21 protein-coding genes and 1 other RNA gene are annotated in these 21,845 nt (G+C 64.1%); 4 read left to right on the top strand and 18 right to left on the bottom strand.

What is annotated here, in order from left to right; translation table 11 throughout:
• Window positions 1-77 precede the first annotated feature (77 nt).
• The 6 genes from DH08_RS09895 to DH08_RS09870 are packed head-to-tail and all read right to left on the bottom strand — an operon-like array spanning window position 78 to window position 5,992.
• Window positions 78-1,184 carry a DUF1513 domain-containing protein gene (locus tag DH08_RS09895; protein WP_192179134.1) on the bottom strand — a complete coding sequence of 369 codons (1,107 nt, stop codon included), beginning with the start codon at window positions 1,182-1,184 and terminating at the stop codon, window positions 78-80.
• A 2-nt stretch (window positions 1,185-1,186) separates the two neighbouring features.
• Window positions 1,187-2,266: an imelysin family protein gene (locus DH08_RS09890; RefSeq protein ID WP_192179133.1), complete on the bottom strand. Its 1,080-nt coding sequence runs from the start codon at window positions 2,264-2,266 to the stop codon at window positions 1,187-1,189.
• On the bottom strand, window positions 2,266-3,873 hold the full coding sequence (locus tag DH08_RS09885; protein WP_192179132.1) for a di-heme oxidoreductase family protein: 1,608 nt from the start codon (window positions 3,871-3,873) through the stop codon (window positions 2,266-2,268). Before DH08_RS09885 ends, DH08_RS09890 begins: the two co-directional genes overlap by 1 nt.
• Before the next feature lie 12 nt (window positions 3,874-3,885).
• Entirely contained in the window at window positions 3,886-4,371 is a 486-nt protein-coding gene (gene bfr, locus DH08_RS09880) for a bacterioferritin (RefSeq protein WP_065518165.1), read from the bottom strand.
• Entirely contained in the window at window positions 4,337-4,648 is a 312-nt protein-coding gene (locus DH08_RS09875) for a hypothetical protein (RefSeq protein ID WP_006201122.1), read from the bottom strand. Before DH08_RS09875 ends, bfr begins: the two co-directional genes overlap by 35 nt.
• Window positions 4,649-4,702: 54 nt before the next feature.
• Window positions 4,703-5,992 carry an imelysin family protein gene (locus DH08_RS09870; RefSeq protein WP_192179131.1) on the bottom strand — a complete coding sequence of 430 codons (1,290 nt, stop codon included), beginning with the start codon at window positions 5,990-5,992 and terminating at the stop codon, window positions 4,703-4,705.
• A gap of 424 nt (window positions 5,993-6,416) precedes the next feature.
• Here DH08_RS09870 and DH08_RS09865 point away from each other — a divergent pair, with 424 nt between their 5' ends.
• Entirely contained in the window at window positions 6,417-7,670 is a 1,254-nt protein-coding gene (locus tag DH08_RS09865; RefSeq protein WP_192179130.1) for an NAD(P)/FAD-dependent oxidoreductase, read from the top strand.
• Here the strand turns inward: DH08_RS09865 and DH08_RS09860 are convergent.
• The 6 genes from DH08_RS09860 to DH08_RS09835 form a co-directional block, all read right to left on the bottom strand.
• The gene (locus DH08_RS09860) at window positions 7,667-8,944 is read right to left on the bottom strand and encodes a 4-aminobutyrate--2-oxoglutarate transaminase (protein WP_192179129.1); all 1,278 of its coding nucleotides are present in this window, start codon (window positions 8,942-8,944) and stop codon (window positions 7,667-7,669) included. The two genes, DH08_RS09865 and DH08_RS09860, sit on opposite strands and share 4 nt — an antisense overlap.
• 223 nt (window positions 8,945-9,167) lie before the next feature.
• Complete coding sequence (locus DH08_RS09855) at window positions 9,168-9,917, bottom strand: ABC transporter ATP-binding protein (protein ID WP_192179128.1); 750 nt, start codon at window positions 9,915-9,917, stop codon at window positions 9,168-9,170.
• Window positions 9,914-10,747, bottom strand: coding sequence for an ABC transporter ATP-binding protein (locus DH08_RS09850; protein ID WP_192179127.1), 834 nt, complete (start codon window positions 10,745-10,747; stop codon window positions 9,914-9,916). Before DH08_RS09850 ends, DH08_RS09855 begins: the two co-directional genes overlap by 4 nt.
• A complete protein-coding gene (nikC, locus tag DH08_RS09845; protein WP_192179126.1) occupies window positions 10,744-11,664 on the bottom strand; it encodes a nickel transporter permease in 921 nt (306 codons plus the stop codon). Before nikC ends, DH08_RS09850 begins: the two co-directional genes overlap by 4 nt.
• Window positions 11,661-12,728 (bottom strand): ABC transporter permease, encoded by a 1,068-nt coding sequence (locus DH08_RS09840; RefSeq protein ID WP_192179125.1) that lies wholly within the window; start codon window positions 12,726-12,728, stop codon window positions 11,661-11,663. Before DH08_RS09840 ends, nikC begins: the two co-directional genes overlap by 4 nt.
• An 18-nt stretch (window positions 12,729-12,746) precedes the next feature.
• Complete coding sequence (locus tag DH08_RS09835) at window positions 12,747-14,384, bottom strand: ABC transporter substrate-binding protein (RefSeq protein ID WP_428338294.1); 1,638 nt, start codon at window positions 14,382-14,384, stop codon at window positions 12,747-12,749.
• An 86-nt stretch (window positions 14,385-14,470) separates the two neighbouring features.
• Here DH08_RS09835 and DH08_RS09830 point away from each other — a divergent pair, with 86 nt between their 5' ends.
• A complete protein-coding gene (locus DH08_RS09830) occupies window positions 14,471-14,632 on the top strand; it encodes a hypothetical protein (protein WP_192179124.1) in 162 nt (53 codons plus the stop codon).
• 8 nt (window positions 14,633-14,640) lie between these two features.
• Here DH08_RS09830 and DH08_RS09825 read toward each other — a convergent pair whose 3' ends face one another.
• The 6 genes from DH08_RS09825 to ffs form a co-directional block, all read right to left on the bottom strand.
• On the bottom strand, window positions 14,641-15,912 hold the full coding sequence (locus DH08_RS09825; RefSeq protein WP_192179123.1) for a lytic murein transglycosylase: 1,272 nt from the start codon (window positions 15,910-15,912) through the stop codon (window positions 14,641-14,643).
• 24 nt (window positions 15,913-15,936) lie between these two features.
• Complete coding sequence (gene recR / locus DH08_RS09820; RefSeq protein ID WP_192179122.1) at window positions 15,937-16,542, bottom strand: recombination mediator RecR; 606 nt, start codon at window positions 16,540-16,542, stop codon at window positions 15,937-15,939.
• Window positions 16,543-16,661: 119 nt separating this feature from the next.
• Entirely contained in the window at window positions 16,662-17,660 is a 999-nt protein-coding gene (locus tag DH08_RS09815; protein ID WP_192179121.1) for a cell wall hydrolase, read from the bottom strand.
• 217 nt (window positions 17,661-17,877) lie between these two features.
• The gene (locus DH08_RS09810; RefSeq protein ID WP_006199387.1) at window positions 17,878-18,201 is read right to left on the bottom strand and encodes a YbaB/EbfC family nucleoid-associated protein; all 324 of its coding nucleotides are present in this window, start codon (window positions 18,199-18,201) and stop codon (window positions 17,878-17,880) included.
• Between the two features lie 17 nt (window positions 18,202-18,218).
• Window positions 18,219-20,036 (bottom strand): DNA polymerase III subunit gamma/tau, encoded by a 1,818-nt coding sequence (locus DH08_RS09805; RefSeq protein WP_192179120.1) that lies wholly within the window; start codon window positions 20,034-20,036, stop codon window positions 18,219-18,221.
• A gap of 105 nt (window positions 20,037-20,141) precedes the next feature.
• Window positions 20,142-20,238: signal recognition particle sRNA small type (gene ffs / locus DH08_RS09800), an RNA gene on the bottom strand.
• A gap of 201 nt (window positions 20,239-20,439) precedes the next feature.
• Between ffs and DH08_RS09795 the strand changes: the two genes are divergently transcribed.
• Window positions 20,440-20,859 carry an HIT domain-containing protein gene (locus DH08_RS09795; protein ID WP_120015023.1) on the top strand — a complete coding sequence of 140 codons (420 nt, stop codon included), beginning with the start codon at window positions 20,440-20,442 and terminating at the stop codon, window positions 20,857-20,859.
• Between the two features lie 39 nt (window positions 20,860-20,898).
• Window positions 20,899-21,840 (top strand): NAD(+) diphosphatase, encoded by a 942-nt coding sequence (nudC, locus tag DH08_RS09790; protein WP_192179119.1) that lies wholly within the window; start codon window positions 20,899-20,901, stop codon window positions 21,838-21,840.
• The last annotated feature ends 5 nt before the right edge of the window (window positions 21,841-21,845 follow it).

Below are 21,845 nucleotides of genomic sequence, written 5' to 3'. Positions count from 1 at the left end.
GCAAGGGGGATGGTGCACAATTGTTAAGCGGCTTCGCTTCGGCCAGGGTCCAGATCCGTCGGCCTCCGGGCCGCTGCCTATGCAGCCTGCTCGATGCGCAGCATGTGATTGTCCCAGACATAATCAGGCTCGGAGCGCGTCGTGCCATTGCCCTCGACGATCTCGCCGGCACCCGTCGTCGCCATGAAGCCCGAACCATCCGGTGCCAGGCCGCAGACCTCGACCAGCGCCCTGGTGGCGACGATACGACCATTCCCAGCGTCGATGACGGCAAGCGAATTGCCTTCCGGCGAGGAGACGGCGACCGTGCCGGCGGCAGGATTGGCGGCGACCGAACCGACATAGTTGCGGAAACCGGAGAGCACATCCTGCGGCATGTCGAGCAGTTGCAATTCCTTGCCGCGCGCGGCCCGCCCGACCAGCAGCGGACGATCGGTGCCCGGCCCCCGATACTGGCAGCCGAACCAGACCGTGCCGGACGGACATGCATCCATGTGGCGGATCGACAGCTGGTGCAGTGCTGCCGGCAATTCGTGCTTTTCGATGAGATCGCCGGTGATGCGGTCGACCAGCACATAGGACGGCTTCATCGTCGCGATGTTGAGCTCGGCGCGGCCGTAGTCCGGATGCGTCTCGATACCGCCATTGGCGACGGCGATCGTCCTGCCGTCGCCCAGCAGCAAGAGCTCGTGCGGCCCCATGCCATAGGTCGGAAACTCGCCGACGCGGCTGAATTTCGCGCGCGCGTCATAGACGCCGACGACGCCGGCGGCGTTGTCGAAATCATTTTCGGTGGCGTAAAGCAGCGCCCCGTCGGTCGAGAAAACGCCATGGCCGAAGAAATGCCGGCCGGTGATGCTGGCAATGGTCAGTGGCCTGTCGCGGCCTTGATGGTCGAAGACCACGGCGAAGGTGCCGGGCTGCCGGGCAAAAACCACCGAGCGCTTCGACACCGGATCGAAGGTGACGTCGTGGCCTCGATCGGGCAGGTCGATGGCGTGCAGCAGCTTGCCGGCCTCGGACAGCACCGCGGCGCCATAGCTGCCGTCGCGTTTGACGAAGGCGGTGGCAAAGACAGCATCCGTGCCAAGCGTGTTAGCCCAGGCCTGAGGTGCCATTGCAGCGATGAAGCCCGCGCCTGCGGCCTTGAGGAAATCCCGGCGGTCGATCAGCGGCGTCCTCATGATCAATCCCCATCCAGCGAAGAAAAGCCGGCGGTCAGGCCGAATTCGGCGGTCAGCCTGGTGCCGATCAGGGCTGTCAGGCTGGAGGTGATCAGCGCGAAATGGTCGAGTTTGTCACGCTGCGCCGGATCGGCGAGTGCCTTGTCGATCGGGCCGTTCACGGACTTGGCGGTCGCGATGCCGTTGGTGAGCTGGATATGGATCGATTCGGCCATCCAGCGCGCGTCTTCCGGCAACGCATCGCCAAGTTTTGAGGCCTGGAACAGCGTATCCATGCCGGAGAGATTTCCAGCCAGTGACGTGGCGGTGTTTTGCGAGCGCCAAAAGATGGCCAGCTTGGGCTTGTCCGCATCCGGCTTGCCGCCAAGGAAGCCTTTGAGGCGCACGTCGCGGACCATTTCGAGTTCGTTGATGAACACGCCCACCAGTTCGGTCACCGCTTCGGTGCCGTCGCGGTAGAGCGGGTTTTGCGGTCCCGGATTGGCCCAGAGTGCGGCAAAACCATCGGGCTTCTTCCAGGCCGCATCGACGTCAGCGGCCATGGTTTCGATGTTGCTGGCGACCGCCGCGCCGTAGGCGCAGCGGTAGGGGTCGTTCTTGCTGGCGAGGGCTTCGGCGCCGTCGCCATAAAGCACGAACTCAAGCGCGCCTACCCCCTGCATGGCGACGCTCTTGCCGGCCAGTTGTACCGGATCGGTAGCGGTCGGGTCCTTGCCGGCCAATGCCGCCTGCACCTGCTTCAGGCCGATGCTCTTGCGATCCGGCCAATAGAGCATGCGTTCCAGCCGGTTGCTCTCCTTGATCGGCCCGAAGCCGATGATCTCGGCTTCCGACCAGGCCTCGACCGTGTCCGAATACTCGGCACGCGCCGCATCGAGAGCGCCTTGCGAAGGCGCATCGCACAGTGCCCGCATCGACGTGGTCATAGCTTCAGCGTGCTGGTGCAGGCTGGCATAGGCCGGGCGGACAAAGCCGTCGATGGCCCGCTGGATGACATCGGAGGCCTTCACCTCCGCCGACGCCGGGGAAGCACCGAGCATGGCCAGCGGAAGAACGAGAGCAAGCAAAAAACGCTTCAGCATCAGAGTGACCCCAGGAACTTGACCAGCGCATCGCGGTCGGCCGCATCGGCGGCGGCAAAGCGGTCGCGCGCCTTCCGGCCCTCGCCGCCATGCCAGAGGATCGCCTCGGCCAGGCTACGCGCCCGCCCATCATGCAAATAGAAAGTGTTGCCGTTGACCGTCCGGGTCAGGCCGATGCCCCACAGCGGCGGCGTGCGCCATTCGCTGCCCGTCGCCTCGCCGACTGCCTGCCCGTCGGCCAGATCAGGGCCCATGTCGTGCAGCAGAAAGTCGGAATAGGGCCAGATCAACTGGAAGGCTTGCGCCTTGTTCGGCGTGCCGCGAAGGGTGACGAATTTCGGCGTGTGACAGGAAATGCAGCCCATTTCGTAAAACTGCTTCTTGCCGGCAAGCACTTGCGGCGTGTCGAGATCGCGCCGCGCCGGGACGGCAAGGTTTTGCGAATAGAAGGTGACCAGGTCCATGACCGGCGGCGGCGCCTCGACCGGGCCGAGGCGTTGCTGCACGCCGTTCGGCAAGGCAAGGCATGCCTTCTCGGCAGCGGTGCAATCGCCCTCGCTTTTTGGCATCTCCGGCGTAGAGATGCCGATATCGCCGGCGAAGGCGTCGGCAGCCTGCTCGCGGATCGACGGCGTCTGCGCCTTCCAGCCGAAGCGGCCGAGCGTCAGTTGGGCGCTTTGGCCGTCACGCACGATGTTGGGCTTGCCGGAAATGCCGTCGCCATCGCGGTCCTCCGGATCGGCATGGGCGAGGATATCGGCCGGCGCAATCTGCTCGATCAGGCCAAGGCCGATCATCGGCGGCGTCAAACGCGGCGACAGCGTGGTGTGCGGGTCGAGCGGCCCATAAGCCAGGCCATCGACCGAATAGCTGGGCTTGCGCAGCGAAACGACGCTGCCGTCGCCGAGCGTCACCTCCTGTTCCTGATAGGCGACATGCATCCTGCCTTCGCCGCGCAGCCCGGGAACGGCGAGATCCTGCAGTTGCGAACCGTAGACCGGGTCGGGAAAATTGAGCACCTTGTGGTCGGCGATCTCAGCCCTTTCTTCCGCGCTGCCGGCATCGCGCGCCAGCCGCAGGAAGATCGAGGTGGAGCCGACGTCGCCTTCCGGCGGACGGCCGCGGCCGTCCTTCAAATGGCAATTCTGGCAGGCGCGCTCGTTGAACAGGGGGCCAAGGCCGTCCGAAGCCTGGGTCGAGGACGGCGACGAGACCCAGTTCTTGCGGAAAAGGGCATTGCCGAGCTTGAAGTTGCCTTCTTCCTCGAAGGTGATGTTGGCGGAGAATTGCGAGAAGGCGTCGCGGTTGGCGTCCCTGCGCGACGTACCGGCGCCGCCCTGCATCAACTCGAATTGCTCGGGCTTGGAGAAATCCGTTGTCGGTCGTGTGACGGCAAGGATGCGGGCCTGATCCTTCGGCGTCAGATCGGTGCGGCTCGTCGCCAGGCCTGCCGGTTCCGGCGCGCCGGCCAGGGCCGAAGCCGAAAGTGTCAACCCGACTGCAAGCGAAGCCCCGCGAAACAGCTGATACCGCGGGGTCTTCTGGAGCGACGGGCCATGATCTCCGGCCCGCCGCAAGCGGCGCAAGACTTCTACGGGGCGCCGCATTCCCGCATGTCCTTAGTCCGCCTCGTCGGCCGATGCGGCGTTGAGCTGGCCGTATTTTTCCTCGCCGATCGAGGCAAGCAGGTCGAGCTGCGTCTCGAGGAAGTCGATGTGACCTTCCTCGTCGGACAGCAATTCCTCGAACAGTTTCATCGACACGTAGTCGCCTGCTTCTTCGCAAATCTCGCGCGAGCGCTTGTAGGCGGTTCGCGCGTCATATTCGCCGGCCAGATCGGACTCGAGCACTTCCTTGACGTTCTGGCCGATGCGCAGCGGCGCCACAGACTGCAGATTCGGATGCCCTTCGAGGAAGATGATGCGGGCGACGAGTTTGTCGGCATGGTGCATCTCCTCGATCGATTCGGCCCGTTCCTTCTTTGCCAGCTTGGCGTATCCCCAATCTTCGAGCAGCCGGAAATGCACCCAATATTGATTGACGGCTCCAAGCTCCAGAAACAGAGCCTCGTTAAGCCGCTCGATGATCTGCTTTTCGCCTTTCATGGGTTCTGCTCCCGTATTGGACGCGCAGGCCTCTGACGCGATCCAGGTGTGAAACGATGTCCACGCCGCTCGCCTCCGAGCGGGCGTGGTAGTTCTCGGTTACCCGAATGATCGTTTCCACCACATTTGGGAAGCAGCCGCAACAGCGACCGCGCTTGTGCATGGCATGATAGACCTTTGCCGGCACGATAAGCTGCCACGGATCCTGGTCCAGCAGCTCGACGATCGACTGCTCGATCTCCCTCTCGGTGATAATGTTGCAATGGCAAATCAGCATAGTTTGCTCTGGCTGACGGCGCTTTCGCGCCGTTTGGCTGGTACTTTCTTGATCCTACTTGAACACCTTGTCCGGCGCATCGAGGCTGTCGGAACCCTCGAAGGCGATGGTGTTGAGCTTCAGCGAGCCGACGGCGCGTTCGATCGACTTGGTCTGGTCGATCAGCGCGTCGATCGCCGCCTGCACCGTGGCATTGCCTTCGGTGTTGCCTTCGGCGATCTGCTGGTCATAGGCCTCGCCGGCCAACGCGCGCGCCTTGATGGCCTCCATCTTGGTGACGGAGACATCCAGCTTGTCCGACAGCTCCTTGTCGATCGCCGGATCGGCCGCCTTGACCATGTCGTGCACCGAAGGCCCCTGAACGACGGTACCGTCGAGGCGCGTGTAGCTGGCGAGATAGGCGGCGCGGATGCCGATGGCGTCGTAGAGATGCGAGTTGTAGGTGTTGTCGGAGAAGCAGTCGTGCTCCTCTTCCGGATCGTGCAGCAGCAGGCCGAGCTTCATGCGCTCGCCGGCAAGTTCGCCATAGGACAGCGAGCCCATACCGGTGAAGATCGCGGTGATGGCTGTGTTCGGCTCGCCGTCAACGAGGTTCTTGCGGGCGGCGCCGTCTTCCTTCCAGTCGTTGACCATGTCCTGCAGGTCGGAAACCAGAAGGTCGCTCGCCGACTTCAGGTATTCGGCGCGGCGGTCGCAATTGCCGCCGGTGCAGTTGGCGAGGTCATAGTCGGTGTAGGGCCGCTCACCGGCGCCGGGACCGGTGCCGTGCAGGTCCTGGCCCCAGAGCAGGAATTCGATGGCGTGGTAGCCGGTCGCGACATTGGCCTCGACCCCGCCGGCCTCCTGCAGCGTGCTGGAGAGGAATTCCGGCGACAGCTTCAAGGCGTCGACCTTCTTGCCGTTGATTTCGATCTCCTTGTTGGCGATCACATTGGCGGTGTAGAGCGCGTTGGTGTCGGACTCGGTGCCGTAACTCTTGGCGACATAGTCGATCAGGCCCTCGTCCAGCGGCCAGGAGTTCACCTTGCCCTCCCAGTCGTCGACGATCTTGTTGCCGAAGCGGTAGACCTCGGTCTGCTGGTAGGGAACGCGCGATGCCTTCCAGGCCTCGCGGGCGGCGTTCAGCGTGTCCACCGAGGGCTTGGCGAGCAGTGCGTCGACGGCCTTGTCGAGCGCCTGCGCGGTGGTCAGCGAATCCTCATATTTGGCGAGCGCGATGTCGGCATAGGTCTTGATGACCGCATTGGCGTCGGTTTCCGCCTTGGCCGGCAGCACGAACACCGCCGCCGTCAACAGAGCCGTAGCGCCGATCGCAGCCAGCCTGCCGCCATATCGTGCTGTCATCATCGTTCTCCAGTTCATTGGGAATTCGGGAAAAGGCGTGCGTGCCGACCGGTGCCAGGCACAGGCATGCCGTAGGACACAAGTGACGCCGCGCCATTGCGCGGTTCGCGGAAGAAAGACACCTAAATGCCTCCAATCGAAAGGGTTCAAGGCCCAGACATCAAAGGGATGCGCTGACGCGCGAGCCTCCATAAAGCGGCGAAGGGGGCGGAAGTCAACTGGCACGCATCAGAAAATTCAATTGAAACAACAGTTTAGAATTATTCTAAACTACGACTGTCAACTTTAAGCTTTATGCCGCTAGAAACACGGCGATTGACAGGCGACCATTCCCGGTGCGACCCGGATCGGGGGTCTTGCGGCGGCGGCGGACAATCGCCACTTGGCGCAACAGCCTAGATTTGATGGGAAAAGCAGGATTGCGATGAAGAACGGTGTGGTCATTGTCGGTGCGGGGCATGCGGGCGTGCAAGCGGCCGCAGGCCTGCGCGAAGAGGGCTATGACGGACCGGTTATCCTGATCGGCGACGAAAACGAGCTGCCCTACCACAAGCCGCCGCTGTCGAAGACCTTCATCAAGGACCAGGATGCAAAGCCGCAGCCTTTGCGTGGCGAGGCTTTTTACACCGGCAGCGCCGTCGACTACAGGCCGGGCGTCCGGATCGACGCTATCGATGCCGGCGCCCGCAGGCTGGTGATATCAGGCGGCGGCGCGCTCGGCTTCGACCGGCTGATCCTGGCGACCGGCTCGCGGCCGCGCAGTCTCAAGTTGCCGGGTTCGGAGCTTGCCGGGGTGCTGTCGCTGCGCTCGATCGCCGACGCCCGCCTGATCCGCGAGCTGAGTTTGCAAAGCGAGGACGTCGTCATCCTCGGCGGCGGCTTCATCGGCCTGGAGATCGCGGCGACGCTGAGAGCGGCCGGGCGCAACGTGACCGTGGTCGAAGCCGTCGACCGGCTGCTTGGCCGGGCGGTGGCGCCGGTCATCGCCAGCCATGTCCGGCAGCGGCTGGAAGCGACGGGCGTGCGCATCCTCACCGGCACCACCATTGATCGGCTCGAAGGCGAAAACGGCCATGTGTCGGGCGCTGTCACCTCCAGCGGCGAGCAACTGCCGGCGCAGATGGTCATCATCGGCATCGGCGTGGTGCCAAATGTCGAACTGGCCAAGGCGGCCGGCATCGCGACCGCCAATGGCATCCGCGTCGACCAGCAGATGCGCAGCTCGATGCCTGAGATTCTCGCGATCGGCGATGCTGCGTCCTACCGGCACTGGTTCACCGGCGCCGACGTGCGCCTGGAATCGGTGCAGAACGCCACCGACCAGGCGCGGCTCGCCGCGCGCACCCTGCTCGGCCATGCGGACGCCTATTCCGCCGTGCCCTGGTTCTGGTCCGACATTGGCGACATGAAGCTGCAGATGGTCGGCCTGACGTCGGGCGGCGACAGCCATGTCGTGCTGGGTGACATCAACGAGAACAAGTTTTCGATCTACCACTATGCGGCAAACCGGCTGCTCGGCATCGAATCGGTCAACCGGCCGGGCGACCATATGCTCGGCCGCAAGATGCTCGGCGCCGGCTTCTCGCCGACGCCGCAAACGGTCGCGGCCGGACCCGAGGGACTGAAGGCGGCGCTAGCCGCCTTCCAGCAGGATGAGCCTGCACGAGCGGCTGGTTAAGCGGCGCGCGCTTCGCGGATCGAGCTTTCCAGGATGTCGAGCGCTTCGTTCATCACGCCGTCCTGGATGGTGATCGGCGACAGGAAGCGGATGACATTGCCGTAGACGCCGCAGGTGAGCAGGATCAGGCCCTTGTCGAGCGCCTTCAGCCGGACTGCATTGGCGATCTCGGCCGACGGCAGGCCCTTCTTCACATCATTGAACTCGACCGCGTTCATGAAGCCCGGGCCTCTGATATCGACGATCTCCGGCACATCGTCACGGAACGACTGCAGCCGCTGCTTCAGCCGGGCGCCGAGCGCATTGGCGCGGTCGCAGAGCTTTTCCTCCTCGATCACGCCAAGCACGGCGTGGGCTGCGGCGACGCCGATCGGGCTGCCGCCATAGGTGCCGCCGAGGCCGCCGGGGCCCGGTGCATCCATGAGTTCGGCGCGGCCGGTGACCGCCGCCAGCGGGAAGCCGCCGGCCAGGCTCTTGGCCATGGTGGTGATGTCGGCGGCGACCTCGTGATGATCCATGGCGAACATCTTGCCGGTGCGGGCAAAGCCGGTCTGCACCTCGTCGGCGATCAAGAGCATGCCGTGCTGGTCGCAGATCTTGCGCAGCGCCGCCATGAAATCGCGTGGCGCTTCGTAGAAACCGCCCTCGCCCTGCACAGGCTCGAGGATGATCGCGGCGACGCGGGCCGGGTCGACATCGGCCTTGAACAGGCGGTCGAGCGCTGCCAGCGAATCGGCGACGGAAACGCCATGTAGCGGCACCGGGAACGGCGCGTGGAAGACGTCAGCCGGCATGGCGCCGAAGCCGACCTTGTAGGGCACGACCTTGCCGGTCAGCGCCATGCCCATGAAGGTGCGGCCGTGGAAGCCGCCGGAAAAGGCGATGACCGCCGGACGGCCGGTGGCGTTACGGGCGATCTTGATGGCGTTCTCCACCGCCTCGGCGCCGGTGGTGACGAAAATCGTCTTCTTGTCGAACTTGCCGGGCAGCAGCCCGTTTAGCCGCTCGGCCAGCCGCACATAGCTCTCATACGGCACCACCTGGTGGCAGGTGTGGGTGAAGCGGTCGAGCTGCGCCTTGACGGCCTCGATCACCTTGGGGTGGCGGTGGCCCGTGTTGACGACGGCGATGCCCGACGAGAAGTCGATATAGCGGCGGCCCTCGACATCCCAGATCTCCGAATTCTCGGCGCGGTCGGCATAGATCTGCGTCGTCATGCCGACGCCGCGTGAAATCGACTGGTTCTTGCGCTCGGAAATGGCTGAATTCTTCATTTCATCCCTCATCGGGCCGGCGCCCGTTCTCGTTGCTGGCTGTTCCAGACCTCTTCTGACCTTATTTCACGTTTTCCTCAAGTCGGCAGCATTGCCGGGCGATTGGGCCTGCCGCCGCGCGCCGGAGGCTGTGCCGGCCTGCGCTTAACCAACCGGCCGATACGCGTACGAAAAGGTTCCCCTTTTCCCCCGAATACCGTTGGTCATGCGCAGGAAGACGAACTCAAGCAGTTCTCACAAACCCTTCACTCGCCCTGAGCAGATTGCGCGTGTAATCCTTGGTCACGCGATGCCCTATCAACTGGCTCGCTGTAAGGTTCTCCACCGCCTCGCCATTCTGCATCACCATCAGCCGCTCGCACATATGGGTGACGATGGCGAGGTCGTGGCTGACCATCAGGAAGGTGAGCTTGCGCCGCCGCCGGATCTCCTCCAGCAGGTTGAGCACTTCGGCCTGCACCGAGGCGTCGAGCGCCGAGGTCGGCTCGTCGAGCAGCAGGATCGAGGGTTCGAGGATGAGCGCGCGCGCGATCGCCACGCGCTGGCGCTGGCCGCCGGAAAGCTGGTGCGCGTAGCGGAAGCGGAAACCGGTTCCGAGGCCCACCTCGTCGAGCGCGCGCTGAATGCGCTTCTCGCCATCGGCAAAGCCGTGGATGGCGAGCGGCTCCTGCAGCAGGCGGTCGACCGTCTGGCGCGGGTGCAGCGAACCGTAGGGATCTTGAAAGACCATCTGCACCTCGCGGTAGAAGGCCTTGTCGCGGCGCGCGCCCAGCGTTTTGCCGTTGACGGCGATGGTTCCAGATGCAGCTGGCACCAGCCCGGCGATGGCTTTCAGCAGCGTCGACTTGCCGGAACCGCTCTCGCCGACCAGTCCGTAGGTGTCGCCTGATTTGACTTCGAGGCTGACGCCCTTCAGCGCGCGAAAGCGGTCGAAGACCACTTCCAGTCCGTCGATGGAAAGAGCCGCATTCATGCCGCCCACTCCGGCTTGCGGTCGAGCACTGGCAGCGGGTGGCGTTCGAAGCCGATCCTCGGCATGCAGTTGAGCAGGCCGCGCGTGTAGGGATGCTGCGCGTCGCGCAATTCCGAGGCCTTCAGCTGCTCGACCACCTTGCCGGCATACATGACGATGACCCGGTCGCAGAAGGAGGAGACCAGGCGCAGATCGTGCGAAATGAAGATCAGCCCCATGCCGCGTTCGCTGACCAGCTTGTCGAGGATGCCGAGCACGTCGAGCTGCACGGTGACGTCGAGCGCCGAGGTCGGCTCGTCGGCGATCATCATCTCGGGGCCGGCGATCAGCATCATGGCGATCATGGCGCGCTGGCCCATGCCACCCGAGACCTCGTGCGGATGCAGGTCGAAGACGCGGGCGGGATCGCGGATCTGCACCGCCTCCAGCATGGCCAGCGCGCGGTCGCGCGCTTCGGCCTTTCCGACCTTCTCATGCGTGCGCAGCGTCTCGACGATCTGGCGGCCGATGCTCATCACCGGGTCGAGCGAATATTTCGGATCCTGCAGGATCATGGCGATGCGTTTGCCGCGCAGCGCCCGGCGTTGGCGAGCCGGCGCCGCCAGAAGATCGATACCGTCGAAGGCTAGTTTTTTCGCCGTCACCTCGGCCTGCGGCGGCGTCAAGCCCATGATGGCGCGGCCGGTCTGCGACTTGCCGGAGCCGCTCTCGCCGACGATGCCGAGGCGCTCCCGGCCGAGCGAGAAGGAAACGCCGCGCACCGCCTGGACCAGGCCGGTGCGGGTCGGAAAGTTGACGCGCAGGTCGTCGACCTCGAGAAGCGCGCTCATTGGTCACCACTCCTTGGATCGAGCGCATCGCGCAGGCCGTCGCCGAGCAGATTGAAGCCGAGGCTGACGATGAGGATGGCGAAGCCCGGCGCGCCGGCGACCCACCATTGGTCGAGCACGAAACGGCGGCCGGACGCGATCATCGCGCCCCATTCCGGCAGCGGCGGCTGCGCGCCGAGGCCGAGGAAGCCGAGGCCGGCGGCGGTGAGGATGATACCGGCCATGTCGAGCGTCACGCGGATGATCAGCGAGGAGATGCAGAGCGGCATGATGTGGCGCAGCACGATGCGGAATGGCGAGGCGCCCATCAGTTGCACCGCCTTGATGTAGTCCGAATTGCGCACCGTCAGCGTTTCGGCGCGCGCGATGCGGGCGTAAGGCGGCCAGGAGGTGATGGCGATGGCCAGCACCGCATTCTCGATGCCGGGGCCAAGGGCCGCGACGAAGGCCAGCGCCAGGATCAGCTTCGGGAAGGCGAGGAAGATGTCGGTGATGCGCATCAGGATGGCATCGGTCCAGCCGCCGGCATAGCCGGCGACGGTGCCGACCAGCAAGCCTATCGGTGCCGCGATGATGGCGACGAGAATGACGACGTAGAGCGTCCAGCGCGAGCCATAGATGATACGCGAATAGATGTCGCGGCCGAGATCGTCGGTGCCGAACCAGTGCGCGGCACTTGGCGCTAAGAGCCGCGAGCCCTTGAGGTCGCCGATGGTCGGCGAATAGGGCGCCAGCACGTCAGCGAAGGCCGCGACGACCAGCAGGCCGATGATGATGAGCAGGCCGACAAATGCCAGCGGGTTGGCGGAAAAGCGCCGCCAGGCCACATAGGCGCGGCCGAGCCTTGCCTGCATGCGCGAGGCTGGTCGATCGCTGAGCAGCCAGTCGCGCCGGGTCTGGATTGCTTCCGCGCTCATCCTGCCTTGGTCCTTGGATCGAGCACGCGGTAGAGCAGGTCGGAGAAAAGGTTGATGGCGATGAAGACCGAGCCGATGACGATGGTGCCGCCGAGCACGGCGTTCATGTCGGCGTTCTGCAGCGAATTGGTGATGTAGAGGCCGATGCCCGGCCACGAGAACACCGTCTCGGTCAGCACCGAGCCTTCGAGCAGCCCGGCATAGGAGAGCGCGATCACCGTGACCATCGGCACCGCGGCATTGCGCAGCGCGTGGGCCCAGATGATGCGCCTTTCCGACAGGCCCTTGGCGCGCGCGGCGACGATGTATTCCTGCGAAAGCTCGTTCAGCATGAAGGAGCGTGTCATGCGGCTGATATAGGCGAGCGAGAAGTAACCGAGCAACGAGGCCGGCAGGATGATGTGGCGAAAGGCGTCGTAGAAGACATCCCACTGCCCCTGCATCGCCGCGTCGAGAAGGTAGAAGCCGGTGATCGGCGTGAAGGTGTATTCGTAGACCACATCCAGCCGCGCCGGGAAAGCGACCCATTGCAGCTTGGCGTAGAACAGAACGAGACCCAGCAAACCGAGCCAGAAGATCGGCACGGAATAGCCGATCAGGCCAATGATGCGCACGATCTGGTCGATGAGGCTACCGCGCCGGACTGCTGCCAGCACGCCCAGTGGCACGCCGATGACCGAGCCGATCAGCGTGCCGAGAGTCGCCAGTTCTATAGTCGCCGGAAAGGCGCGGCGGATGTCGGTCATGACAGGGTTGGTGGTCAGCACCGAGGTGCCGAAATCGCCGTTCAGGGCATTTTTCACGTAGATATAGAACTGCTCGATCAGCGGCAGATCGAGCCCCATCTCGCGGCGCGTGCGCTCGACGACATTGGCCGGCGCCCGGTCGCCCAGCACCGCCAGCACCGGATCGATCGGGATGACGCGGCCGATGAAGAAGGTCACCGCGAGAAGACCGAGATAGGTCGTGATCGCGATGACCAGGAAGCGGCCGATTGCTGATAGAACAGTGACGGCACGGGCACTGCCGCGCCTTGCCGCCACCTGGTTTTCAGCCGCGCTCATGCGGCGCGTCCGCCGGCATCACTCCTTTGAGACCGAACCGACGAAGTTGGAGTCAAAGCTCGGCCCGAGCGCAAATCCCTTGAGGTTCTTGCGCAGGCCCGCGACTTCCAATTGCTGGTGGATGACGACGAAGGGACTGGTGTCGAGGATCTTCTTCTGCAGATCCTTGTACATGTCGGCGCGCTTGCCCGAATCCTTCTCGAGCAAAGCCGCCTCGGTCTCCTTGGTCAGATCCGGAATGTCCCAGGCATTGCGCCAGGCCAGCGTCTTGGTCTTGCCTTCATCCGAATTGTCGGGGTTCGAGGCAAAGGTCTGGGCATTGGAGTTCGGATCAAAATAGTCCTGTCCCCACTGGCCGATATAGATGTCGTGGTTGCGGGCGCGGTACTTGGTCAGCGTCTGCTTGCCGTCGCCGGGGATGATCTCCAGCTTGATGCCGGCCTGGCCCAGCGTCTGCTGGATCGATTCCGCCATGCCGGTCGTCGGCTGGCCGGTGCGCACGTCCATGGTGACGCTGAAGCCGTCGGCCAGGCCGGCCTTCGCCAGCAGTTCCTTGGCCTTGGCGACGTCGAACTTGAACGGGTTCTCATCGATGGCGCCAAGGTCGCCCTTGGGCAGGAAGGATTGGTGGATCTCGCCAATGCCCTTGAGAATGGTCGTGCTCAGCGCGTCATAGTCGACCAGATATTTGAAGGCCTGGCGGACCTCGGGCTTGGCGAGGTTGGGGTTTTTCTGGTTGAGGCTGATGTAGTAGACCGTGCCCTTGGGCGCGCTGGTGGTGGTCAGATCGGCATTCTTGGCGATGGCGTCGAGATCGTTGGGCTCGAGGTTGCGGGCAACGTCGATGTCGCCTGCCTCAAGCGCCAGGCGCTGCGCCGAGCTCTCCTTCATGTTGCGATAGATGACGCGGGCGAGCTTGGCCTTTTCGCCGAAGTAATTGTCATTGCGCTCCATGACGACGGCTTCGTTGGCACGCCATTCGCGCAGCTTGAACTGGCCGGAGCCGGCATAGCCGGTCTTCAGCCAGGCATTGCCAAAGTCATTGTCCCATTTGTAGTCGGCGCTCGGCGTCACCGCCGCGACATGTTCCTTGACCAGCTTGGCGTCGACGACCGAGGCGACGGTGGCCGAGAGGCAATTCAGCACGAAGCTCGGCGCATAGGCCTTGTCGACGGTGAACTGGAAGGTGGTGTCGTCGACGGCCTTGGCCTTCTCGGCGACATTGTCGCCGCTGATGCCGAACTGACTGATGATGAAGGCCGGGCTCTTGTCCAGCTTGACGGCGCGCTCAAAGGAATAGGCGACGTCGGCCGCCGTGATCGGATTGCCGGAGGCGAATTTCAGGCCGGGCTTGAGCTTGAAGGTGTAGGTCAGGCCGTCGTCGGAGACGGTCCAGCTTTCGGCGAGGTCGCCCTTGACCTTGGAGGTGTCGCTGAGGTCGAGGCGGACCAGCAGGTCATAGGTGTTTCCGGTGACCTCCGCGGTCGACAGCTCGAACGCCTCGCCGGGATCCATGGAGATGATGTCGTCGATGGCAAAGCCTTCGACCAGCGTGTCGGCGGGTGTGACGGCAAACGCGGGTGCTACGAGCAGCGCGGACAGTGCGGCACCTGCAAGCAAGGCGCGTGAGCGTAGAGCAAACTTTTCCAGCATCATGGTGATCGTTCCCTGTTTTGTTGGTTTGTTGACCTGAGTTCCCGGCTCAGGATTGCAGAATTCTTTCGGGGCCGAACGACGGTCCCATGACCTTTAGCGTCGTGGTTTTTGTCCAATTGGTCAACACCATATCCGGCGGCTTCCAAGCCGGCAACGCGCATTTGCAGGACCGCATATTGGTCCAGAATGGCTTGGCGAGCCAAGGCAAACGCCGGCTAACCAATGCCGCCGTCGGAAAAAACTACTAATGCTTGGGCTACTTCAGTACGGCGACCAGATCGGCGTCCGGAAAGCAGGTGGCGGCGCGGCCGTTCTTGGCCTGCCAGCTGCCGATTGAGCGGCGCGTCTTGAAGCCGGGCAGGCCGTCGGCGCTGCCGACATCGTAGCCCTCGGCCTCCAGCGCCCGCTGCAGGGCGGCGATGTCGGATCTGTGCAGGCCGCCGACCGGACCCCAACTGCCGGTAAAATTCTGGTCGCCATGGGCGATGCGATCGGCGCCATGGCCGATGAACAGGGCATAGAGGTCGCTGGTGTTGTATTCCTTCAGCACGTAGAAATTCGGCGTGACGATGAAGGCCGGGCCGCTGCGCCCGGCCGGCATCAACAGGAAGCCCTCGGCCTTCAATTCGCTTGCCGGGAAGGCTTTCGTGCCGACGCGCCGGATGCCCATCGCCACCCATTCGGCGATCTTCTTGCCCTGGTCGGGGCCTTCGAGCGAGCAGGAGACTTTTTGCGGCACCGTCACCTCGAACCCCCAGCCGCGGTTCCTCACCCAACCATAGTGGACGAGATAGTTGGCGATCGAGGCGAGTACATCGGGGGTCGAGTTCCAGATGTCGGGCCGGCCGTCGCCATCGAAGTCGACGGCGTGTTTGAGGAAGGATGTCGGCATGAATTGCGGCTGGCCGAGCGCGCCGGCCCACGACGATTTCATCGCCCCGACCGGAGCCAGTCCGCGCTCGACGATCTCGAGCGCCGCCATCAGCTCGGTGCGGAAGAACTCCTTCTTCGTCGACATGAACGCCTTGGTGCCCAGCACCTCGAAGGCGTCGTATGGCATCTTGGCCCCGCCGAAGCCGCTTTCGCGACCCCAGATCGCCAGCAGCACCTCGCCCGGCACGCCATAGCGTTTCTCGAGCAATCCGAGCACCCGCGCATTGGCGCCCTCGCGCGTCCGTCCGCCGGCGGTGACGGCGCGAACGGTCTTTTCGGCGAAATAGGCGCCGGGCGACCCGAACTCGGCCTGATGCTGCTTCTGCGGCGTCGTCGGCTTCTCGCCCGGCATGACCAGGTCCGGCAGCTTGAGGTTCGGCTTTACGCCGATGAAGGCCTCGTCGAAGGTTTTCTTGGAGATGCCTTTGGCCTTGGCTTCCGGCCAGAGGTCGTTCTGCAGCCAGGCGTAGAACTGGTCGTCGATTTTTGCGGCAGAGGCGGGGGTGACGAGGACGAGGGCAACAAGCGCTGCAAACAACGAAAGCAGAGCCAGCCTCAGAGATTGGAGTGCAATCGTTTCAGGAAAATCATCCATCACAGATCCTCCCCGCCAATTGCGTCAAAACGCCGTCCGCGAGCGTAGTGCTGCCGCGAGCGTGCCTTCGTCGAGATAATCAAGCTCGCCGCCGACCGGTACACCATGCGCCAGCCGCGTGATCTTGATCTCGAAACCGGACAGCTGGTCTGTCAGGTAATGCGCGGTGGTCTGGCCTTCGACAGTGGCGTTGACGGCGAGGATGACTTCCTTCACCTCACCACCCGCCACCCGGTCGACAAGCGATCGGATGTTAAGCTGTTCGGGGCCGATGCCGTCGAGCGGCGACAGCGTGCCGCCGAGTACATGATAGCGCACGTTCATGGCGGCTGCGCGCTCCAGCGCCCAGAGATCGGAGACATCCTCGACGACGATCAGCGTGGCGGCGTCGCGGCGCGGATCGGTGCAGATCATGCAGGGGTCGGAGGTATCGACATTGCCGCAGGTGGTGCAAATGCGCACCTTGTCGGCCGCCTCGCCCATGGCGGCGGCGAGCGGCGACAAAAGCTGCTCCTTCTTCTTGATGAGATGAAGGGCGGCACGCCTAGCCGAACGGGGACCGAGCCCCGGCACCTTGGCCAGGAGCTGGATCAGGCGTTCGATCTCGGGACCGGCGATTCGCTTGGACATCGCACTGATCTAGGATTTTTCCGCGCGCTTTGAAACAGCGCAACGCCGCGCGTTCCCGCGCCATCCTGCCAAAACCAGCCTAAAACCAGCCAGCCAGGACGAAGAGCGCCGACCGTTCCTCAGTAGGCTTCGAGCGGCCGGCTCTGGCTGACGATCATCGCGCCGATGGCATCGGTGTTCTCAGGCGTCGACTGGAACCCCATCGCTGCCTCTTGCGGCGCCGGGAACGAGGTGATGACCTGCTGGGGTGCGGGTCCGCCGAAACGCGAAGCGTCCGGTTCCTGCATGGGCTCCTGCATCGCCACAACGGTCTGCTTGGGTGGCGCGGGTTTCGCCTCCGCCGCGACGCGCGAGGATTTCGCCGGCGGCGCCACCACTGCTGCAGTGACATAAGTTGCCTGGGCGGGGGCTGCCTGGGTGGGAACGGTCTTGTCGGCCGTCGCCCTGGCGGTCGTCGCCTTGACGGTGGTCGCCTTGACACCAGGCAAAGGTTCCGCGGAAGCCACGAGCGTCACCGGCGCGGCGGGCTCTGACGACCGGGGCGTCGCCGAGGCAACCATCGTCGTGGGCTCGTCCGGCAGAGGCTGCCAGTTGCGGCCGCGCTTCTCATAGAAGGCATTGCCGCCGGCAACCATCGTGTAGTGCATGTTCTTGTAGGGGAAGCGCAGGCCGGCGGTGTGGAAGAACATGGTGTTCTTGAGTTTTGTCTTGCGCTCGCCCCTGAGCACCGCCTCGGCGGCTTCCTCGACATCGGGCATCGCCTTGGAGTTCATCGGCCGCGTCATCACGCCGGGGGCGAACTGGCCCTTCTCGCCGACGACTTCGCAGATGGTGTTGCCATGCTGGCCCGAGCGCAGCCGGTTCATCACCACCGTGCCGACGGCGATCATGCCGTCGCGGCTCGACCGGTTGGACTCGAAGAACATTGCCCGCTCCAGGCACTCCTTTTCCTTCGGCGTGTGGCCGTAGGCGCGTGTGCTGAGGAAGCTTGGCGTGATGGCATTGGTCAGGCTGGCGACCGACATGCCGTGCGTGGTGGTCTGGCTGCAACCGGCCAGGAACAGGGGAGAAGTGACGATGCTAAGCAGCAGCGGCGTCTTCCATCGCGTCGCGATCAACAAAAATGCCTCATTTTCAGCTGCCAGCCCGCCCCGAGATGTGGCAAGAATGAGACTCTTAACGGCAAAAAGATGGCTAAAGGATTAGCATTCGTGCAGCATAGGTAAAACTTTATAAATGCTTGGAAATGCCAGCGTGAACAAAGCCGGGGAAAGCCTTAACAACAGCCCCTGCGTCCAATTTTCGTTCATAATCAATTAACTGGTCGGAGCCGGCTCAGAACGGCAATTTCATTCCCGGCGGTATCGGCAAGCCTGCCGTCAGCGCCTTGGTCTTCTCCTGCATGACCTGCTCAACCTTATTTTTGGCGTCATTGTGGGCGGCGAGAAGCAGGTCCTCGAGAATCTCGACCTCGTCTTCCTTGAACAGCGACGGATCGATCTTCAGCGACTTCATCTCGAACTTGCCGGTCAGCGTGACACTGACCAGGCCGCCGCCGGCCTGGCCGGTGGCTTCCAGCGTGGCGATCTCGTCCTGCATGGCCTGGAACTTGGCCTGCATTTCCTTCGCCTTGCCCATCAGGCCGAGAAGATCTTTCATCGCTTGGTCCTCTGTTTTCAGTTTTCTTCGTCGTCCGCCGCCGGATCGACCGGCAGGTCGGCCCCGGCGTCGTCGGCTTCCGGAGTGTCGGGAATGCGCACGTCGATGATCTTGGCGCCGGGAAAGCGCGCCAGGATGGCGGCGACGGTCGGATCGCTCTTGGCATCGAGGAAGGCGTTTTCGCGTTTCGTCGATTCCATCTCGGCCATTGTCTGGCCGCCGGCCTCCTTCGACAGCGACACCAGCCAGTTGCGGCCGGTCCAGGCGCGCAGTTTGGTCGTCAGGTCGTTGAGCAGCATCTTCGGCGCGTCGTCGGTCAGGCTGACGTCGATGCGGCCGGGCTCGATGCGCACCAGGCGCACGCAGCGCTTGATCAGCACCTTGAAGGCTATGTCGCGGTTGACGTCGGCGAGCGCGGCGATATCGGCCAGCGACTTCACCGGAACCGCAGGCGCCTCCACGACTGGTTCCGGCGCCGGCACGAAGGCAGCGGGCATCGGCGCCGGCTCGACCAGCCGCATCGTCTGCGCACCGCCGCCGGTCGTTGGCATGCGCGCCTGCGCAACCGCGCTGGCGCTGCCACCATTGCCGGGATTTGCGGGGGCACCGTTCGAACGCGGCGCGCTGTTGGGGACCGCTGCGGCACCCTCCAGCGACTTCAGCGCCTCGTCCAGCGTCGGCAGGTCGGCGGCGTGCGCCAGCCGGATCAGCACCATTTCGGCGGCGCTGACCGGCCGGTTGGACGACTGCACCTCGGGGATGCCTTTCAGAAGCATCTGCCATGTCCTGGACAGCACCCTGACCGAAAGCGTCCCGGCGAAGTCGGCGCCGCGCCGGCGCTCATCCTCGGACAGCGAGGCGTCATCCAGCGCCGTCGGCACGAAGCGCAGCCGGGTAACCAGATGATTGAACTCGGCGAGGTCGGTGAGCACCGCGGCCGGATCGGCGCCGGTGTCGTATTGGTTGCGGAATTCGGCCAGTGCCGCCGCGACGTCGCCCTTCATGACATGCTCGAACAGGTCGACGATGCGGGCGCGGTCGGCCAGGCCGAGCATGGCGCGCACGGCTTCGGCGCTGACCGCGCCGCTGCCATGGGCGATCGCCTGGTCGAGGATGGAAAGCGAATCGCGGGCCGAGCCTTCGGCGGCGCGAGCGATCATCGCCAGCGCATCGTCGTCGACCGCAATGCCTTCCTTGCCGGCAATGGACGTCAGATGCGCGACCAGTGCGCCGGCGTCGATGCGCCTGAGATCGAAACGCTGGCAGCGCGACAGAACCGTGATCGGCACCTTGCGGATTTCGGTGGTGGCGAAGATGAACTTGACATGCGGCGGCGGCTCTTCCAGCGTCTTCAACAGGCCGTTGAAGGCCTGGGTGGAGAGCATGTGCACTTCGTCGATGATGTAGACCTTGTAGCGAGCCGACACCGGCGCATAGCGGACACGCTCGATGATGTCCCTGATGTCGTCGATGCCGGTGTGCGAGGCGGCGTCCATCTCGATGACGTCGACATGGCGGCCTTCCATGATCGCCTGGCAATGCTCGCCCAGAACGGCAAGGTCGACAGACGGCTGGTCGACTGTCGATGTTTTGTAGTTCAGAGCCCGCGCCAGGATGCGCGCCGTCGTCGTCTTGCCGACACCGCGCACGCCAGTCAGCATCCAGGCCTGGGCGATACGGCCGGAAGCGAAGGCATTGGTCAGCGTGCGGACCATCGGCTCCTGGCCGATCAGCTCGGAGAAATTCGAAGGCCGGTATTTGCGCGCCAGGACGCGATAGGCGCCGGCCTTGCCTGTCTGCGGACTTTCAGGCCCCAAATTTCCGGCTTCGCTCATTCGCCGTCAAAGCTCCCAGGACCGCGACGGAAGGCGGCCGATTCCTGCGCATAGTTTCGCCCGCACGGCTTGGCGCCGTCAATGTCGCGACAGAAAGGCGAAGAGGCGGGAGGCTGGAACAATGACCCGTTCCGGGCTCGTTAGGGCTGCTTCCTTCCGGACCTGACCCGGTTGGCGAGTGGATCGTCCACCACCAACCTCCCAGGCTCCATATCGGCAATTCGGCGATGAAATGCAAGGGCGCACGAGAATTGGCGCCATGTGGCCCGGAAGGTTCTTCGCCCGGCAGGCCTTCAAATCCGCAATACCGGCCAATGAATCGCTTGCAGCCCCCTTGCTGCCGCTCTAGCGTTCATGAGTCAAAAAAAGCGCTGCAAAGCCCATAAAAATGAGGAAAACGCCGATGCTGCCGGGCCTCAAGGCCGGATTCACGCTCGACGCCAGGCTGGAGGCGGACAGCGAGCAGCTGATGTGGCTCGGCCTGTGCGAACTCAGGGTCATGAACGACCGCCGCTGGCCATGGCTGATCCTGGTGCCGCAGCGGCCGGGCGTGGAGGAAATCCACGACATGACGCCACTCGACCAGGCCATGCTGACCTTCGAGACCAATATGGTGGCGCAGGCGCTGAAAAGGACCACCGGCTGCACCAAGATCAACACAGGCGCGCTTGGCAATATCGTGCGCCAGCTGCACGTCCATGTCATCGCGCGCTCGGAGGGCGATCCCGGCTGGCCGGGGCCGGTCTGGGGGCACGGCATGCGCGAGCCCTACCAAAAATCCGACATCCGCCGGTTTGCCCAAACGATCAAGGCGGCGTTATAAGCTGACCCCTGAGTCCATCCTGAGCAATTCTGAGTCTCCATGAGCTTCCGCCTGTTTGACGCGCCCTTGCGCGAGCCGAGCCAGTTCGTCGGCTTTGCCGGCAACACGATCGACCGGCAGTCCGAGAACCGCGCCGACGATTCCGTCGAAAAGGCGCTGGCCGACCCTTCGGCAAGGCTTTTGCTGATGCATGGCGGCCGGCTTTACCTGAAGCTGAGCGACGGAGCGTTCGACCCATGGTTCCATATAGCCGAAAGCGGGCTACTCCAGCCTTCCCTTGCACAAGGTGTCCTGCTCGGCTTTTCCGAGAGCGGCCCGGTGCTTGCCGTGCCGGTCGGGATCGAACCCGAGCAGCTTCCCGAAACGATCAAGGCCATCGACTACCGCTCGGTCTATATGCAAGGGCTGATCGACGAGGCGGCGGCCGGCGCGCTGGCGCAAGGCGCGGCCTTGCTGGCCTGGCATGCCAGCCATCGCTTCTGCAGCAAATGCGGCAATGAATCCGAAATGCGGGCGGGCGGCTACAAGCGGCACTGCCCGGCCTGCGGCACCGAGCATTTCCCGCGCACCGATCCGGTGGCGATCATGCTGACGGTGACGCCGGAAAAATGCCTGCTCGGCCGCGGCCGGCATTTTGGGCCGGGCATGTATTCGGCGCTAGCCGGCTTTATCGAGCCGGGCGAAACGATCGAGGCGGCGGTGCGGCGCGAAACGCTGGAGGAGGCCGGCATCCGGCTGGGCCGCGTCGTCTACCACGCCAGCCAGCCCTGGCCGTTCCCCTATTCGTTGATGATCGGCTGCTTCGGCGAACCGCTCAACGACGACATCCAGGCCGACCTCAACGAATTGGAAGACTGCCGCTGGTTCTATCGCGACGAGGTGCGGCTCATGCTGACCCGCGAGCATGCGGGCGGCCTGGTCACACCGCCGAAAGGGGCGATCGCCCACCACCTTATCCGCGCCTGGGTCGATAGCGAGTAGGAGCA

It is taken from the genome of Mesorhizobium amorphae (genome assembly GCF_014843845.1).
Taxonomy (GTDB): domain Bacteria; phylum Pseudomonadota; class Alphaproteobacteria; order Rhizobiales; family Rhizobiaceae; genus Mesorhizobium; species Mesorhizobium amorphae_A.
This window is presented reverse-complemented; position numbering and strand designations above follow the sequence as displayed.